At 73.3% G+C, this 15246-nt stretch carries 13 protein-coding genes; 6 read left to right on the top strand and 7 right to left on the bottom strand.

The window, feature by feature from the left end; genetic code table 11:
* Positions 1 to 28 precede the first annotated feature (28 nt).
* The 4 genes from OHB09_RS31095 to OHB09_RS31080 form a co-directional block, all read right to left on the bottom strand.
* On the bottom strand, positions 29 to 1618 hold the full coding sequence (locus tag OHB09_RS31095) for an MFS transporter (protein WP_328922896.1): 1590 nt from the start codon (positions 1616 to 1618) through the stop codon (positions 29 to 31).
* Between the two features lie 251 nt (positions 1619 to 1869).
* The gene (locus OHB09_RS31090; RefSeq protein ID WP_309486409.1) at positions 1870 to 2688 is read right to left on the bottom strand and encodes a PaaX family transcriptional regulator; all 819 of its coding nucleotides are present in this window, start codon (positions 2686 to 2688) and stop codon (positions 1870 to 1872) included.
* 34 nt (positions 2689 to 2722) lie between these two features.
* Positions 2723 to 4453, bottom strand: coding sequence for a RecQ family ATP-dependent DNA helicase (locus tag OHB09_RS31085; RefSeq protein ID WP_328922895.1), 1731 nt, complete (start codon positions 4451 to 4453; stop codon positions 2723 to 2725).
* A gap of 86 nt (positions 4454 to 4539) precedes the next feature.
* Positions 4540 to 5301, bottom strand: coding sequence for an alpha/beta fold hydrolase (locus OHB09_RS31080; protein WP_328922894.1), 762 nt, complete (start codon positions 5299 to 5301; stop codon positions 4540 to 4542).
* Positions 5302 to 5719: 418 nt separating this feature from the next.
* Here OHB09_RS31080 and OHB09_RS31075 point away from each other — a divergent pair, with 418 nt between their 5' ends.
* Complete coding sequence (locus OHB09_RS31075; RefSeq protein WP_006139990.1) at positions 5720 to 6130, top strand: ester cyclase; 411 nt, start codon at positions 5720 to 5722, stop codon at positions 6128 to 6130.
* A 56-nt stretch (positions 6131 to 6186) separates the two neighbouring features.
* Here OHB09_RS31075 and OHB09_RS31070 read toward each other — a convergent pair whose 3' ends face one another.
* The 3 genes from OHB09_RS31070 to OHB09_RS31060 all read right to left on the bottom strand — a co-directional run bounded on the left by OHB09_RS31070 (position 6187) and on the right by OHB09_RS31060 (position 8314).
* Positions 6187 to 6609, bottom strand: coding sequence for a DUF6003 family protein (locus tag OHB09_RS31070; RefSeq protein WP_319119595.1), 423 nt, complete (start codon positions 6607 to 6609; stop codon positions 6187 to 6189).
* A 133-nt stretch (positions 6610 to 6742) separates the two neighbouring features.
* Complete coding sequence (locus OHB09_RS31065) at positions 6743 to 7150, bottom strand: DUF4190 domain-containing protein (protein WP_093594614.1); 408 nt, start codon at positions 7148 to 7150, stop codon at positions 6743 to 6745.
* Positions 7151 to 7264: 114 nt separating this feature from the next.
* A complete protein-coding gene (locus tag OHB09_RS31060) occupies positions 7265 to 8314 on the bottom strand; it encodes a LacI family DNA-binding transcriptional regulator (RefSeq protein ID WP_191853636.1) in 1050 nt (349 codons plus the stop codon).
* A 255-nt stretch (positions 8315 to 8569) separates the two neighbouring features.
* On the opposite strand from OHB09_RS31060, the gene OHB09_RS31055 reads away from it, so the two are divergent.
* The 5 genes from OHB09_RS31055 (at position 8570) to OHB09_RS31035 (ending at position 15212) form a co-directional block, all read left to right on the top strand.
* Entirely contained in the window at positions 8570 to 9862 is a 1293-nt protein-coding gene (locus OHB09_RS31055; RefSeq protein WP_191853635.1) for an ABC transporter substrate-binding protein, read from the top strand.
* An 8-nt stretch (positions 9863 to 9870) separates the two neighbouring features.
* Positions 9871 to 10869, top strand: coding sequence for a carbohydrate ABC transporter permease (locus tag OHB09_RS31050; RefSeq protein ID WP_006139996.1), 999 nt, complete (start codon positions 9871 to 9873; stop codon positions 10867 to 10869).
* Positions 10866 to 11771 carry a carbohydrate ABC transporter permease gene (locus OHB09_RS31045; protein WP_328918175.1) on the top strand — a complete coding sequence of 302 codons (906 nt, stop codon included), beginning with the start codon at positions 10866 to 10868 and terminating at the stop codon, positions 11769 to 11771. Before OHB09_RS31050 ends, OHB09_RS31045 begins: the two co-directional genes overlap by 4 nt.
* 52 nt (positions 11772 to 11823) lie before the next feature.
* On the top strand, positions 11824 to 13059 hold the full coding sequence (locus tag OHB09_RS31040) for a glycoside hydrolase 5 family protein (RefSeq protein ID WP_328922893.1): 1236 nt from the start codon (positions 11824 to 11826) through the stop codon (positions 13057 to 13059).
* Between the two features lie 92 nt (positions 13060 to 13151).
* Positions 13152 to 15212: an endo-beta-N-acetylglucosaminidase gene (locus OHB09_RS31035; RefSeq protein WP_328922892.1), complete on the top strand. Its 2061-nt coding sequence runs from the start codon at positions 13152 to 13154 to the stop codon at positions 15210 to 15212.
* Positions 15213 to 15246: the final 34 nt, after the last annotated feature.

Genomic DNA, 15246 nt, shown 5'->3' with positions numbered 1-15246 from the left:
GCGGGGAAGTCGGCGGGCAGGGGTGCGCTCAGGTGGCCGCCGGGGCGGAGTGGTGGTCGTCGAGCAGCGGGTCCTCCTTCTCGGGCCCGGCCTTGCCTCCGCGCAGGGCGGTGGCCACCAGCACCGCCGAGAGGAGGGCTGCGCAGCCGCAGACCACGAAGCCGATGCCGTACCCGTGGCCGAGCGCGTCGAGCGCGTACTCCCGGGCGGCGCCCGGCGGCGAGGCGGGCGGCACCGAGTTGAGGGCCAGGGGGCCGCCCTCGGCGAGCACCTCGTGCGCGGCCGCCCTGGACTCCGCGTCCAGCGAGGAGGCGTCGGCCAGTGCGCCGTTCACGCGCGAGGCCGCCTGGCTGAGCGCGACCGCGCCGATCACGGCGGGGCCGAGGGTGAAGCCGAAGTCGCGGAGCAGGTTGGTCGCCGCGCTCGCCATGCCGGCGAGCGGGACGGGCACCGTGTTGACGGCGGTCGCGGTGATGGACGAGACGGTGAGGGCGAAGCCGCAGCCGACGAGTCCGAGGGGCAGGATCAGCGAGGGCAGCGCGCGGTCGTCGACGTCCAGTCCCGCGGCGAGGAAGTCGCCCGCGGCCATGAGCACGAGGCCCGCGGTGAGCAGGACCCGTGCGTGCAGACGGTGCAGCAGCCGTGAGGTGAGCGGGGTCAGGGCCGGGGTGATGGCGTTGAGCAGGAGGAAGGCGAACGCGGTCCGCATGGGGCTCTGGTGCTGGATCGGGCCGAGCCGGATGCTGGCGGCGTAGGCCGTGCCCAGGAAGCTGAACATGCCGACGACGGCGACGACGGAGGCCACGGCGAAGGAGCGGTTGCGGAACAGCTCCAGCCGCAGCAGCGGCGAGCGGGCCCGCCGTTCGGCGGCGACGAACAGGACGAGGAAGAGGGCGGCCATGAGGAAGGCGGCGATCACGGGGGTCGAGTCCCAGCCGTCCTCCGGCCCCTGGATGACGGCGTAGAGCAGGGCGAACAGGCCGACGCCGATGGCGAGCTGACCGCCGATGTCGAGGGAACGGCCCTCCGGGGAGCGGGAGTCGGTGGCGAACAGGCCGCTGACGAGCGCGCTGATCAGGGCCAGGACGACGACCACGACGAAGGCCGAGCGCCAGGAGCCGTAGGTACCGGTGATGCCGCCGATCAGCGGGGCCAGGAATCCGCCCGCGGACAGGCTGGAGGCCCACAGGGCGATCGAGCGGGCGCGCTGGGCGCCGGTGCGGGTGCCCGCAGCGATCATGGCGAGGGAGGTGGGGAAGAGCGCCGCCGCGCCGAGCCCGGCCAGCGCCTGCCCGGTCCAGAGCTGGTGGATGCCGGAGGCGGTGGCGGCGACGAGCTCGCCCGCGCACAGCAGGGCGGCCCCGCCGACCAGGAGCCGTTTGCGGCCGAAGAGGTCGCCGAGGACCCCGAAGGAGAGTTCGAGGACGGCGACCGGCAGCAGGAACGCGTCCGATATCCAGGTCAGTTGGGAGCCGACGGGGTGCAGGTGTTCCTGGAAGAGACCGTTGAGGGTGGCCGGCATGGCGAGGCCGATCTGCGCCAGGCAGACGGCGAGGCAGCCGGCGAGGAGCGTACCGAGGGGCAGCGAGCCGCGCGGCGCCGCGGAGGTGTCGGACATGGGCGATCCCAGGGTCGTCGGGGGCGGTCGGAGTGCGGGAGCCGGAGTGCGGGAGCCGGAGTGCGGAGGGGCCGGTGGCGACGGCGATGATCAGTGCACTGAACGAACGACTCGGGGAATGTAGGGCTGTTTTCTCACCCCAGTCAATGGAATGCACAACATCATGACGGCGACGCGCCACACCGGGCGAGGGAGGGCGGAGGGCGGGGCGCGCGAGGCTAGAGGGCCGGGACCGTTTGGATCACGCGAGGCTAGAGGGCCGGGACCGTTTGGATCAGGCGGCGGGCGGTGTCCCGGGCGGGGGCGTCCAGCAGGGCGTGGACCGCACGGAAGGTCTCCTCCGCTCGCGCCGCCGGCCAGTCCGGGGGAAGGTGGCGCACGGGGAGCCGGGGGTCGGCCCGGATGACACCGAGCCACTCGGTCGCGAGGCGCAGCCGGGCGGCGAGGGCGTCACCGCCGGCCGAGGCCGCCCCGGCGGTGCGCAGGGGGCGCCAGGTCTCGTCGAACTCCCGGTAACGGGCGGCGAGTTCGGGAACGTCCCAGGTGTCGTGGATCATCTCGGCGATGTCCATGCCCGCGTCCGCCGTGGCGCGGAAGACCTTCACGCGGGCGCCGAGGCCCAACTCGCCCACGAGAGGGGAGACGTCGACCTCGCCCGGCGCCAGCCACAGCCCGCTGAACAGCGGTCCGAAGCCGGCCCAGGTGAGCTGGGAGCGCAGGTCGTGCCGCTGGCGCTGCCAGGACTCGGGGAGGGAGAAGCCGAGGAGCGTCCAGGTGCCGTCCCAGTCGCGGTTGACGGCACCGGTCCCCCAGATGCGCCGCTCCCCGTCGCGCAGGATGGCCTCCGACCGTGCGGTCAGCCCGACATACGTGCGCCGGCCCTCCCGCTGCCTGTGGAGCAGCCCCCGGCCGACCATCCGGGTGAGGGTGGAACGGGTGGCCTGCTCGCCGACCCCGACGCTGCGGAACACCTCGATGACGCTTCCGGTGTAGACGCGGACGCCGCGGCCCAGCACCTGGTCGCCGAGGAAGGTGAGCATGAGGGACTGGGGACGGAGGGCGCCGGACACGGGCCCAGGTTACGACGCCCGGCCTGCGCTCTGGTCAGGAGGCGGCGGACTCGTCCGGCCCGGGGCGCCGTTCGACCTCCAGCAGGCCCTCGCGTTCGGCCAGCGTCTCCAGGGAGAGGGTGCGGTAGCCGTGGGTGTCGAAGAGGACCGTGATGCGGTCGCCCTCCTCGCTGAGCACCGTGCCCTCGCCCCACTGGTCGTGCCGCACCTGGGAGCCGACCGGGTAACCGGCCGCGGCCGGGTGGGGCGCGGCCTCCGACGTGCCCTCGCCCCCCTCTCCCCCCTCGCGCTCGGCCGCCTCGCAGACGTCGCAGGTGCCGCAGGGCGCCTCGTACTCCTCGCCGAAGTAGCCGAGCAGGAAGCGACGGCGGCACCCGGTGGTCTCGGCGTAGGCGCGGGCCATCTCGACGCGTGAGCGGTCGGTGCGCCGGTGGGCCTCGGCGGTCTCCTCGGCCCGCGCGACGGCCGTCTCGGGCCGTGTGCCCGGGGCGGGGGCGACCTCCCCGTCGGCGCCGGTGGTGACCGTGCCGGCCTCCTCCAGGAGGTTCACCGCGGTGGTGACCCTTTTCCTGGACAGCCCCGTGCCCTCGCGCAGCCCGTCGAGGTCGGCGCCGTCACCCTCGCCGTCGCCGTCGCCGCCTCGGTCGTGGACGGCGCCGGCGACCTCGGCAAGGGTGTCGTGGCCGGGGGCGCGGCCGGCGAAGTAGGCCTGCATGCCGGTGTCCTGCGGCCGGTAGTGCAGGGCGGCCAGAGCCGGTTCGCCGTCGCGGCCGCAGCGGCCGATCTCCTGGTAGTAGGCGTCCAGGGAGCCCGGCAGCGCCGCGTGCAGCACGAAGCGGACGTCCTCCTTGTCGATGCCCATGCCGAACGCCGAGGTCGCCACGACGACGTCCGCCTCGCCGGAGAGGAACGCGTCGTGGATGCGGGCGCGTTCGGCGGCCCGGAGACCGGCGTGGTAGGCCTCGGCGGCCAGTCCGAGCGCGGCCAGCTCCTCGGCGAGGCGTTCGGTGTCCTTGCGGGTGGCGGCGTAGACGAGGCCGGGCTTGGGCCGGGCGGCGGCCTGTTCCACGACGGCCCGGCGGCGCGCGTCCTCGTCCCGGTGGCGGGTGACCTCGAGGCGGATGTTGGGCCGGTCGAAGTCGGTGACCAGCTCGCGCGGCTCCTCCATGCCGAGACGCTCGACGATGTCCCTGCGCACGGGCGGTGCGGCGGTCGCGGTCAGGGCCAGCAGCGGTGGCCTGCCGATCCGCCGCGCGGCCCGCTCCAGGCGCAGGTAGTCGGGGCGGAAGTCGTGGCCCCAGGAGGTGACGCACTGGGCCTCGTCGACGACGAGGAGCGCGGGGCGGGTGGCGGCGAGCCGGTCGAGGACCTCGTCCTTGGCCAGTTGCTCGGGCGAGACGTAGACGAAGCGCGCCTCGCCCCGCTCGACCTCCTGCCAGGCCTCCTCGGACCGGGCGGCGGTGAGGTCGGAGTTGACGGCCACGGCGCCGGTGCCCTCGGGCAGGCCGGCGATCTGGTCGCGCTGGAGGGCGAGGAGGGGCGAGACGACCACGACGGGCCCGTCGAGCAGGGTGCCGGGCACCTGGTAGATGGCGGACTTCCCGGAGCCGGTCGGCATGACGACGAGGGTGTCGGTGCCGGCCAGCACCGCCTCCATGGCGGCGAGCTGGGCGGGGTGCAGGCGGTCCCAGCCGAAGACCTCCGCGGCCCGCTCGCGGAGGCGGGCGGCGTCCCCGTCCGCCCGGTGTGCTGTGGTCCGGCCCATGTCCCGCTCCCTGGTGCTTCGCGCGGTACCGTGCCGCGACGGAGTGCTCCGGTACCCGAGGTGGCGGCCCCCACGCGTGTCAGGGCTCAGGAACCCCGTGCCCGGGTCAGCACCCGGCCCTTCCGGTGCGGGTCGGCGTGCGGGAAGGCGTGGGCACCGGGCAGGACCACGGGGGTGCCGTGCGGGGCGCGGCGGGCCAGGGTGTGGATCCAGCCGGGCGGGGCGAGCGCGTCGCGGGCACCGCCCGCCACCGTGACCGGGCAGGACACCGTGCGCAGGGTCTCCTCGGGGGCGTCCGCCTGGGCGGAGCGCAGATAGCGCACCAGCCGCCCCGTGCCCGCCCGGGCGTAGGAGGGCAGCAGGGTGGGCAGGACGGCGGGCGATTCCCACCGGGCGGTGCGGGCGAACGCGGTGGCCAGCGGGAGGGGGCGCCGCAGGGCGGGCGGGAAGGTGGGGGCCAGCAGCACCAGGGCGTGCACCCGCTCCGGGACCAGTGTGGCCGCGCGCAGGGCGACCTGGGCGCCGGTGGAGTGCCCGGCGAGGACGACCGGGGGCCCGTCGGTGGCGGCCAGCCATCCGGCCACCGTGGCGGCGAGCGGGTGCAGGGCGGCGGGGCGCACGGGTCCCCGGGGGTCGTCGAAGCCGGGGACGTCCAGCAGCCGCACCGGTCCGCGCGCGGCGCAGCACCGGGCGGCGCGCAGCAGGTAGCCGGGAGCGCCGAGGCCGGGCACGAGCACCACCGGCCGGCCGTCGGGGCCGGGGCGGCCGGCGCCGAGGGTACGTACGGCGTGCGGGCCGGCGGGCTCGTGGCGGACGTACAGGACGGGCGCGGGGTGTGTGGTCGGCATTTCCCCGACGGGTACCCGGTCGGGAGGGCGCCCACGGGTGGCCGGGCATGAAAAAAGAGCCCCGGCCGGACGGGGGAGGCCGGCCGGGGCTCGTACGGGGTGACATGCGGAGGGCGGTCGCCTCGCGGCGAAAGGCTCCATGGGGCTTCAGCCGAACGATCTTCCCCATGGGCGGAGGGTGAGGCCCGGGGACACTGTTCCCTCCGCAGTCACATACGAGATAACGGCCGGCCGCCCCGTATTGTTCCCCCACGTTCACCGTCCCCGGTGAGGTGAGCCACACGTGCCACCGACGAGCCGGCTCCGGTCCGGACGGGCCCTAGGATGCGGGCGCGGGTCCCCCGGGCCCCGGGCCCCGGTGGCTCACGATCCGGTACGGACGTCCCACGCCGGGCGGGACGGGACGAAGGGCGGGCACATGGCGGACACGGAACACGACCTCGAGAGTCACTACCGCGCCTACCTGCGTGCCCTGAACGAACGCCGCCTCGACGATCTCGTGCACTTCGTGCGGGACACCCTCACCTACAACGGTGAGCCGATGGAACGCCGCCGGTACCGGGACATGATCGCCTCCGACATCGCGGCCGTTCCCGACCTCAGGTTCGACGTCGGGCTCCTCGTGGTCTCCGGTGATCAGGTCGCCTGCCGTCTCGTCTTCGACTGCACGCCCCGGCACGAGTTCCTCGGCTTCGTCCCGGACGGCGGGCGGGTGTCCTTCGCCGAGCACGTCTTCTACACCTTCGAGGACGGCCGCATCGCGACCGTGTGGTCGCTGATCGACAGGGACGCCCTCGCCCGGCGGCTGCGCCGGGTGTCGGAGGGCTGAGGGGCCGCACGGACCCCGGCGGCGGGGCCGGCCGGGGGGTGGTCCGCCGGGAGCGGTCAGGACGTCGACGCCTTGACCGCCACCAGGTCCTCCCCGGTCAGCTCCGCGATCCGGTGCGCCGGGACCCCGGCCGCCGCGGCCCGGGCGAGCAGTTCCTCCCTGCCCTCCGCGTGCGAGCGGTAGGCCAGCAGTTCCTCCTCCATCCGGGAGATGTCCTGCGGTGCGGCCCGGTGGCGCAGCAGGCTCAGCTCCTCCCCGTCGAGGGGGACGGGCAGCCGCTCGGCCCCCTCGGGAATGGCGGCGGTCTCCTCCGGCGGCAGCAGCCGCAGTCGCGGCGAGGAGGGAGTCACACCCTGGGCGTCCAGCCACCCCTGTACGGCGGGGGTCGCCATGCAGGCCGGTTCCCCGACGGCCGCGAGGGGCACGCCCAGTGCCCCGGCGGGACCGTCCAGCAATACGAGGTAGGCGTCGTCGGTCATCCTCGGTTCCTCCTGTGCGCAACGTCCGCGCGCTCTCCGGCGCTGCCACCCCTCTACCCTCCCCCGGCCGTTCCACCGCCGGGACGTGCGACGGTGGAACGGCGCCGGTCCGGGGGTCCCGGTGCGCGCGGCCTCAGCGGTCGCTGACGTCCCGGTCGAAGTCCTTGGCGCACTGCTGCCGGTCGGACTTGGTGTCGGCGTGCTGAAGGCAGTCCTGGTAACTCTTGAAGTCGTCGCTCTTGAACACGGCCACGCCCAGCGCGAGGAGCAGGGAGGACGCGAGGAGGGCCAGGGTGCCGATCACCGCGCCGACGAGGGACATCACCCCGTTGGTGGCCAGGCCGCGCTTGCTGCGGCGGTGTCCGAGCACGCCGAACACCAGCGCGAGCAGGCCCAGCACGATCCCGCCGACGACGGTCCAGAACAGGGCCGCGCCCACCAGCCCGAGCACCAGCGCCGCGATGCCGAACCCGTTGCGGCGCGCGCCCGGGGCCGCGCGCCCGTCCTGCCTCGTCCCGTAGTGTTCTCCGGCCGCAGTCATCCTTCTCCACCTCCGATGTGAGGGACCGTCAGTCACGGTCGCACACCCTGCGGGTGCCCTGCGGATGCCGATCGACAACCCCCGGGGGGGCGGGAACGTGAGCGGCCCGCGTGGTCAGTGGGGGCGGGCCGGGCCCGTGCTGTCCCGTTCGATGAGTCGCGGCACCGGCACCTGGACCGTCCGTGCCGGGCCGCCGTCCAGGAGGGCCATCAGCTCACCGGCGGCGGTGCGCCCGAACCCGACGGTGTCCCGGGACAGCGCCGACAGCCAGGGTTTGACCAGGCGGCACAGGGCGGAGTCCTCCCAGGACACCACCGACAGGTCCGCCGGCACGGCGAAGCCCAGTTCGGTGGCCGCGGCGAGTCCGGCGACGGCCATCACGTCGTTGTCGTAGACGAGCGCGGTCGGCGGTTCGGCGGCGCCCAGGACGCGGCGGGTGGCGGCGGCGCTCTCCGCGTCCGAGTAGTCGGTGGTGACGGAGTGGACGCGGGCCTGCGGACCGTGCCGCTCGGCCTCGGTGCGCAGTGCCCGGATGCGGCGCTCGGTGTGGGCGAGCCGGGGCAGTCCGGCGACGTGCACGATGCGCCGGTGCCCGAGCTCGTACAGCCGGTCCACCAGGGAGGCCATCGCGCCGGCGTCGTCGGCCCACACCGTGGAGGTGCCCGGCTGCCGGGAGTCGGGCCCGCCGCCGATCACCACGGCCGGCAGGCCGAGTTCGCCCAGGAGGTCGGGGCGGGGGTCCTCGGCGCGCGGGTCGACCACCAGGACGCCGTCCACCCGGTGCTCGGCCCACCAGCGGCGGTAGACCGCGCACTCGTCCTCGACGCTCTCCACCACCTGGAAGAGCAGCCCGAGGTGACGCTCCGCCAGCACCTCCTGGATGCCCGAGATGAGCTGCAGGAAGAAGGAGTCCACCCCCAGGGTGTCGGCCGGGCGGGCCACGACGAAGCCGACGGTGGCGGCGCCCTCCCCGGAGAGCTGGCGGGCGGCCGTGCTGGGCCGCCAGCCGAGCTGTTCCGCGACCCTGCGCACCCGCTCACGGGTGACCTCGGAGACTCCGGGCCGCCCGTTGAGCGCGAAGGAGACCGCGCTCTCGGAGACCCCCGCGCGCCGGGCGATGTCCTTCATCGTCGGCCGGCGCGCCGGTGACCGTCTGGCCGGCATCGGTGCCACTCCCTCTCGCCCGGGCGGTGAACCCACCGCCGAGAACATACAACACGTCCAGGAACTAATGCGCTTCAGCGATCAAGGCTAAAGCGCATTAGCGATCTCCCGCAAGACCTCTCACGCAAGGCGCTGACCTGCATCTCATCTCCACTAAAGCCTTTAGTTGAGCGGAATGCATTGACTTTCTCCCGCCGTGCGCGGCAGGGTCGCTGCCAATCAGCTTTCCCGACACCGCAAGGGAGCCGTGTCACCGTGCCCCTCTCCCGCAGAGCCCTCGCCGCCGCTGCCGTCATCGCCGTCGTCCTGCCCCTGAGCGCCTGCGGCTCCGGGGACGACACAGGCGGCTCCTCCGACGCCTCCGGGAAGGTCGAGGGCGACATCACGTTCCAGACCTGGAACCTCCGGGCCAACTTCAAGTCGTACTTCGAGGGCGTCATCGCCGGCTTCGAGAAGAAGTACCCGGACGCCCATGTGAAGTGGGTGGACCAGCCCGCCGAGAACTACGCCGACAAGATCAGCGCGGACGCGGCCGGCGGCACCCTGCCCGATGTCGTCAACGTCTCCCCCGACCTCGTCGCCCCGCTCGCCAAGGCCGGTCTCGCGCTCGACCTGGACAAGTCCGCGTCGAAGTACAAGAAGGAGTACCTGCCCGGCGCCTGGGCCAGCCACCAGATACCGGGGGTGAAGGGCACCTACGCCTTCCCCTGGTACCTCAACACCGGCCCGCTCTTCTACAACAAGGCGCTGTTCGAGAAGGCCGGCCTCTCCCCGGACCAGCCGCCGAAGACGTACGACGACCTCTTCGCCGACGCGCTGAAGATCTCCGACCGGACCGACGGCAAGGTCGCCACCCTCGCCAACGTGCCCACCATCGAGGACTTCGGCCGCTACGGGGTCCCGCTGATGAACAAGGAGGGCACCGGGTTCACCTTCAACGACGCCAAGGGCGTGGAACTCCTCACCAAGTACAAGGAGTTGTACAAGGTCAAGGCCCTCGACTCGCAGGCTCTGACCGCGACTCCGGAGTCCTCGGGCCGCAAGTTCCTCACCGAGGCCGTCGCCATGAACCCCGGCAGCGCCCTGGACCTCGGCAACTTCAAGAAGCAGGCGCCACACCTGTACAAGAACATCGGCATCACGGACCAGATCACCAGCACCGGCCACGTCAACATGTACGTGATGGGCGTGATGGTGAACTCCCGCACCAAGCACACCCCGGCCGCGGTGGCCTTCGCCCACTACGTCACCGACGCCGAGCACCAGATGTCCTTCGCCAAGAAGGTCGCCATCTTCCCGAGCACCGCGGGCTCCCTGGAGGACCCGTACTTCACCAAGGAGGACGGCACCGACGAGACCCGGGTGCGGGTGGCCGCCGCCAAGTCCCTGAAGACCGCGGTGAACTACACGCCGGTGCTGTTCAGCGACCAGATGAAGACGGAGCTCGGCAACTCGGTGGCCAGGGCGCTGCAGGGCAAGCAGAGCCCCAAGGAGGCGCTGGACGCCGCCGTCAAGGCGTGCGACCGGCTGCTCCAGCAGCAGGGCTGAGGCATCCGATGGCCACCTCCACCGTCACCCGGTCCCAGGGGCCGGGACGGCCGGACCGCCCGGGTCCGCTGGGACGCCTCGGCCGGCTGGCCCGCCCGGGCGGCGCCGCCGGCCGGACCCCGCCCCCGGCGGTCCGGGTACGGCGCCAACTGGTCACCAGCCCTTGGCTGTTCGCCGCTCCCGGGCTGCTGATCACCGCCGTCTTCATCCTGTACCCCTTCGTCTCCACGGTGATCAACTCCTTCACCGACCGCCGCACCCTGCTCCCCGGCCACTACGTGGGGCTCGCCAACTTCCGCGAGCTGCTGCACGACGACATGTTCTGGATCGGACTGCGCAACAGCACGGTGTACGTCCTCGGTGTCGTTCCCGCGCTGGTGATCCTGCCGTTGCTGCTCGCCCTGCTGGTGCAGCGGAACATCCCCGGCATCACCTTCTTCCGGTCCGCGTTCTACACCCCGGTCGTCGCCTCGGTCGTCGTGGTGGGGCTCATCTGGGTGTGGCTCCTGGACGAGCGGGGGCTGGTCAACTCGCTGCTGGAGGCGGTGGGTGTGGGCAAGGTCGGCTTCCTCAGCGACCAGTGGCTGCTGCTGTTCAGCGCCATGACGGTCACGGTGTGGAAGGGCCTCGGCTACTACATGATCATCTATCTCGCGGCGCTCGCCAACGTGCCCCGCGAGCTGCACGAGGCCGCCGCGGTGGACGGCGCGGGCGCGGTGCGCCGCTTCCTGACCGTCACCGTGCCGGCCGTGCGCTCCACGATGGTGCTGGTGGCCGCGCTGTCCTCGGTCGCCGCGTTCAAGGTGTTCTCCGAGGTGTATCTGATGGCGGGCCCCAACGGCGGCCCGGCGGGCGAGGACACCACCCTCGTCATGCTGGTGCAGCGCACCGGCACCGGCCTGTCGGGGCGGGTCGGTTACGCCTCCGCGCTCTCGCTGGTCGTCTTCGTCGTCGCCGTCGTCCTGATGCTGCTGGTGCTGCGCGCCGACCGGAGGGAGGAATCGTGAGCACTGCCCAGAAGACCCCGGCCCCGGTCCGGGCCGGCGTGCGCGAACGCCGCCGCATCACCGACGAGCACGGCCGCCGGGTGCGGGGGTGGGAGCTGGTGCTGCGCTACGTCCTGCTGCTCGCCGTCCTGGCGCTGACGGTGGGCCCGTTCCTGTGGCAGCTCTCCACCTCCCTCAAGGGGCCCACGGAGGACATCTTCACCTCACCGCCGAGGTTCCTGCCGAGCCGTCCCACGCTGCACAACTACGAGCGGGTCTCGGAGACCATCCCGGTCTGGGACTACGTCCTGAACTCCCTGAAGGTGGCCCTCGCCAACGTCGTCACCAACTGCGTCGGCGCGGCGCTGGCGGGCTACGCCCTGGCCCGGCTGCGCTACCGGGGCCGCCGCGCCGCCACGCTGGTGTTCATCCTGGCGATGCTCGTACCGGCCGAGGGCATCATCATCGCCCAGTTCACGACCATGCGGGAACTCGGCCTGAACAACACGCTCCTCGCCGTGGTCCTGCCCGGTTCCGTCGGCGCGCTCAACGTGCTGCTGATGCGCAACGCCTTCCTCAACGTGCCCTACGAGATCGAGGAGGCGGCGTACGTCGACGGCGCCAACGTCTGGCAGCGGTTCTGGCGCGTGGCGCTGCCCTCGGTGCGGGGCACCCTGGCCGTCGTCGCGATCTTCGCGTTCATGTTCTCCTGGGACGACTTCCTGTGGCCGCTCATCGTGCTCAGTGACCCGTCCAAGTACACCCTGACCATCGGCCTGAACTACCTGCACGGCACCTTCGCCAACGACGAACGCCTCGTCGCGGCCGGCACGATCATCGCCGTGGCACCACTGATCATCCTGTTCGCCTGTCTCCAGCGGTACTTCTTCCGCGGGGTCGGCGAGGGCGCCGTCAAGGGCTGACCCCCCTCCCCCACCGCCTCCCCGCGTCCCTTCTCCGCGTCCAAGGACACGTATGCCTTCTGCTGTGCGCTTCGGCGTCAACTACACCCCCAGCGAAGGGTGGTTCCACCACTGGCTCGACTTCGACCTGGACTCCGTGCGCGCGGACCTGGACTCCGTCGCGGCGCTCGGTGCCGACCACGTGCGGGTGTTCCCGCTGTGGCCCTACTTCCAGCCCAACCGGACGCTGATCCGGCCCCGCGCCGTCGAGGACCTGGTGCGGCTCGTGGACGCGGCCGCCGAGCGCGGGCTCGACGTCAACGTGGACGGGCTGCAGGGGCACCTGAGCAGCTTCGACTACCTGCCCGCCTGGACCCGCACCTGGCACCGGCGCAACCTGTTCACCGACCCGGAGGTGCTCGACGGCCAGGCGGCCTATCTGCGCACCCTCGCCGCCGCGCTCGCCGGCCGCCCCGGCTTCCTCGGCATGACCCTCGGCAACGAGGTCAACCAGTTCTCCGCCGGACCGCACCCCGACCCCGACCGGGCCACGACGGAACAGATCGACGCCTGGCTGACGCGGATGCTCGCCGCCTGCGAGGAGGGCGCCCCGGGTGCGCTGCACCTGCACGCCGAGTACGACGCCACCTGGTACCAGGACGACATGCCGTTCACCCCGGCCCAGGCCGCCCGGCACGGCGCCATGACGGCCGTGCACTCCTGGGTCTTCGACGGCACCGCCCAGCGCCACGGCCGCACCTCGGTGCCCACCGAGCACCACGGCGCCTATCTGATCGAACTGAGCAAGGCGTGGGCCGAGGAGGCGCACCGGCCCGTGTGGCTCCAGGAGGTCGGCGCGCCCGCCCCGCTGATCCCCGCCGCGCACGCGGCCGCCTTCACCGAGGCGACGATCACCGCCGCCCTGGACTGCCCCGACCTGTGGGGCATCACCTGGTGGTGCTCCCACGACGTCTCCCGCGACCTCGCCGACTTCCCCGAACTCGAATACGGCCTGGGCCTGTTGACCAACGGACGGCGGCCGAAGCCGAGCGCGGAGGTGTTCGCCCGCGCCGCCCGCGCGCACACCTACGCGCCCAAGCCGCGCACCACCGCGCTGGTCGTCCCCGCCGACCCCGCCGCCCGTTCCCACTGTGCGCCGGGCGGCGTGGTGTTCGAGGCGTTCTTCCGGCTGACCGCCGACGGCGCCCGCCCCACCACCGTCCTCGACGGCCGGGCCAAGGACGCCGCCCACCTCGCCGCACGGGGCATCACCGAGGTCGTCACCCCCGACGAGGTCCTCGCCCCCTGACCCCGGCGGGCCGGCTGCCGCACGGCCCCCGCGCACCCTGCCCCCCCCGCAGTCCCATGAGGTACTCCCCCGCCCCCGAGGAGGAACCGTCCGTGACCCCCACCAGACGTGCCGTCCTGTTCACCGGCGCCGCCACCGCGAGCGCCGCCCTGCTGCCCCTGCCGTCCCCGGCGGCGGCCGCGTCCGGCTCCCCCGCCGGCCCCGGTGCCCTCCCGGCGGCGACCCCGCCGCTGGCCTCCTACTGGTATCCGGACTCGCTGCCCTCCGGCGAACCCGGCGAGGGCATCACCTGGCGCAGTCTGCGCGAGTGGCGCGCGGAGGGCGACGCCGATCTCGCGTTCAACGCCTCCACGGTGCCGCTCGCGCCCCGCTTCACCCCGGCACCGGTCAACACCACCGCGCGCACCGGTCAGGCCCGCATCCAGTCCCTGGTCTCCTTCGGGCCCACCGCGGGCAATCCCTCCCAGGGGTCTCCCACCGCCGACTACTACGCGCTCACCCACTGGGCGTACCTGGACGAGCTGGTGTTCTGGGGCGGCTCGGCGGGCGAGGGGCTGATCCTCGCGCCCAACGCCCCCGTCGTGGACGCCGCCCACCGTCACGGGGTGCGCGTCCTCGGCAACATCTTCCTGCCGCCCGTCGTCTACGGCGGTCAGCTCCGGTGGACCCGGGACCTGGTCCGAAAGGACGCGGACGGGCACTGTCCGCTCGCCGAGCGGCTGGTCGCGGTGGCCGCCGCGTACGGCTTCGACGGCTGGTTCGTGAACGCCGAGACCGAGGGCGGGGACGCCGCGCTGGGTGCCGACATGCTCGGCTTCCTCACCGAGCTGAAGAAGCTCGCATCGGCGCGCGGACAGCGGGTGACCTGGTACGACGCGATGACGGTGAACGGGGCGGTGAGCTGGCAGGGCGCCCTGAACAACCGCAACGAGGCGTTCTTCGAGAAGGCCGACGACATGTTCGTGGACTTCCGCTGGTCCCCCTCCTCCCTCGCCTCCTCCGCCCAGCTCGCCGACCGCCTCGAACGGGACCGCTACGCACTGTGGGCCGGGGTGGACGTCGAATCGAGCGGCTGGAACCGCTCGGTGAACTGGGACGCGATCGTCCCGGCGACGGCCCCGCACGTGACCTCGCTCGGCTTCTACCGGCCCGAGTGGACCCGCAACCACCTGCCCCAGGGGCACACCCCGGCCGACTTCCACGCCGCCGACGACCGCTTCTGGACCGGCCGTTCCCTCGACCCGGCCCACCCCGACACCACGGACGGCTGGCGGGCCCCGGCGCTCTCCGTCGCCGACCGCTCGACGGTCTCCTCGCTCCCCTTCGCCACCACCTTCAACACCGGTCACGGACTGCGCTGGTACGAGGAGGGACGGGTGACCTCGGAGACGCCCTGGAACCACCTGGGACTGCAGGACAGGCTGCCGTCCCGGCGGTGGGTGGTGCGCACCGAGGGGACCCGGCCCCAGGTGGCCTTCGACTTCGAGGACGCCTGGCGGGGCGGGAACAGCGTCCTGGTGTCCGGTGCGCTCACCGCGCCCGTCACCCTCGACCTGTACGCGACGCGGCTGCCGCTGCGCGGGGGCGCGGTCGTCGACCTCACCTACCGGGACGAGAGCGGGGCGGCGGTGGGCGTGGAGCTCGCGGTGGCCACCGTCGAGCCGGCGGCCGGGGCGGCGCCGCCGTACACGTATCTGCCGGTGCGCCCGCGGCACCACGGACGGGCCGGGGGCGGCTGGCGGACGGTCACCGTGCGGCTGCCCGGCCGTTCCGGCACGGTGCACGCGCTCGGGGTCCGGCTGAGCGCGGCCGACGGGACGCCGGTCGCCTGGCGGCTGGGCGCCCTCGCCGTGCGGCAGGCCGACCGGCCGGAGCGCCGGCCCGCGCCGCCCACCGGGCTGCGCGTCACCGCGGCCTCCGAGGACGCGCTGCGCCTCGCGTGGCGCCCGGCGCGCGGGCAGGTGCGGCAGTACACGCTGCACCGGGTGCTGCCCGACGGCACCCGCCGGTTCCTCGGCGGCACCTGCCAGAGCGCGTTCCACGTCGCCGGGCCGCGCCCGGTGGAGGGGGAGCGGACGGCACGGTTCGAGGTGCGTACGGTGGGGGAGGTCTACACCGCATCGTCCCCCGCCCACGTCCGACACACCTGGTGACCCGCACTTTTCTGCCCAGACCCATGGAGAACGA

The organism is Streptomyces griseoaurantiacus, from assembly GCF_036189845.1.
GTDB lineage: Bacteria > Actinomycetota > Actinomycetes > Streptomycetales > Streptomycetaceae > Streptomyces > Streptomyces griseoaurantiacus.
The sequence above is the reverse complement of the archived record's forward strand: the minus strand, read 5'-3'. Positions and strand labels throughout refer to the sequence as shown.

What these genes read in the sequence shown, in the direction of transcription:
- OHB09_RS31095 (WP_328922896.1), bottom strand. Translation starts at nt 1,618, where the DNA reads ATGTCCGACACCTCCGCGGCGCCGCGCGGCTCGCTGCCCCTCGGTACG.
- OHB09_RS31060 (WP_191853636.1), bottom strand. Translation starts at nt 8,314, where the DNA reads ATGCCGGCCAGACGGTCACCGGCGCGCCGGCCGACGATGAAGGACATC.
- OHB09_RS31040 (WP_328922893.1), top strand. Translation starts at nt 11,824, where the DNA reads ATGCCTTCTGCTGTGCGCTTCGGCGTCAACTACACCCCCAGCGAAGGG.
- OHB09_RS31075 (WP_006139990.1), top strand. Translation starts at nt 5,720, where the DNA reads ATGGCGGACACGGAACACGACCTCGAGAGTCACTACCGCGCCTACCTG.
- OHB09_RS31080 (WP_328922894.1), bottom strand. Translation starts at nt 5,301, where the DNA reads ATGCCGACCACACACCCCGCGCCCGTCCTGTACGTCCGCCACGAGCCC.
- OHB09_RS31065 (WP_093594614.1), bottom strand. Translation starts at nt 7,150, where the DNA reads ATGACTGCGGCCGGAGAACACTACGGGACGAGGCAGGACGGGCGCGCG.
- OHB09_RS31050 (WP_006139996.1), top strand. Translation starts at nt 9,871, where the DNA reads ATGGCCACCTCCACCGTCACCCGGTCCCAGGGGCCGGGACGGCCGGAC.
- OHB09_RS31085 (WP_328922895.1), bottom strand. Translation starts at nt 4,453, where the DNA reads ATGGGCCGGACCACAGCACACCGGGCGGACGGGGACGCCGCCCGCCTC.
- OHB09_RS31070 (WP_319119595.1), bottom strand. Translation starts at nt 6,609, where the DNA reads ATGACCGACGACGCCTACCTCGTATTGCTGGACGGTCCCGCCGGGGCA.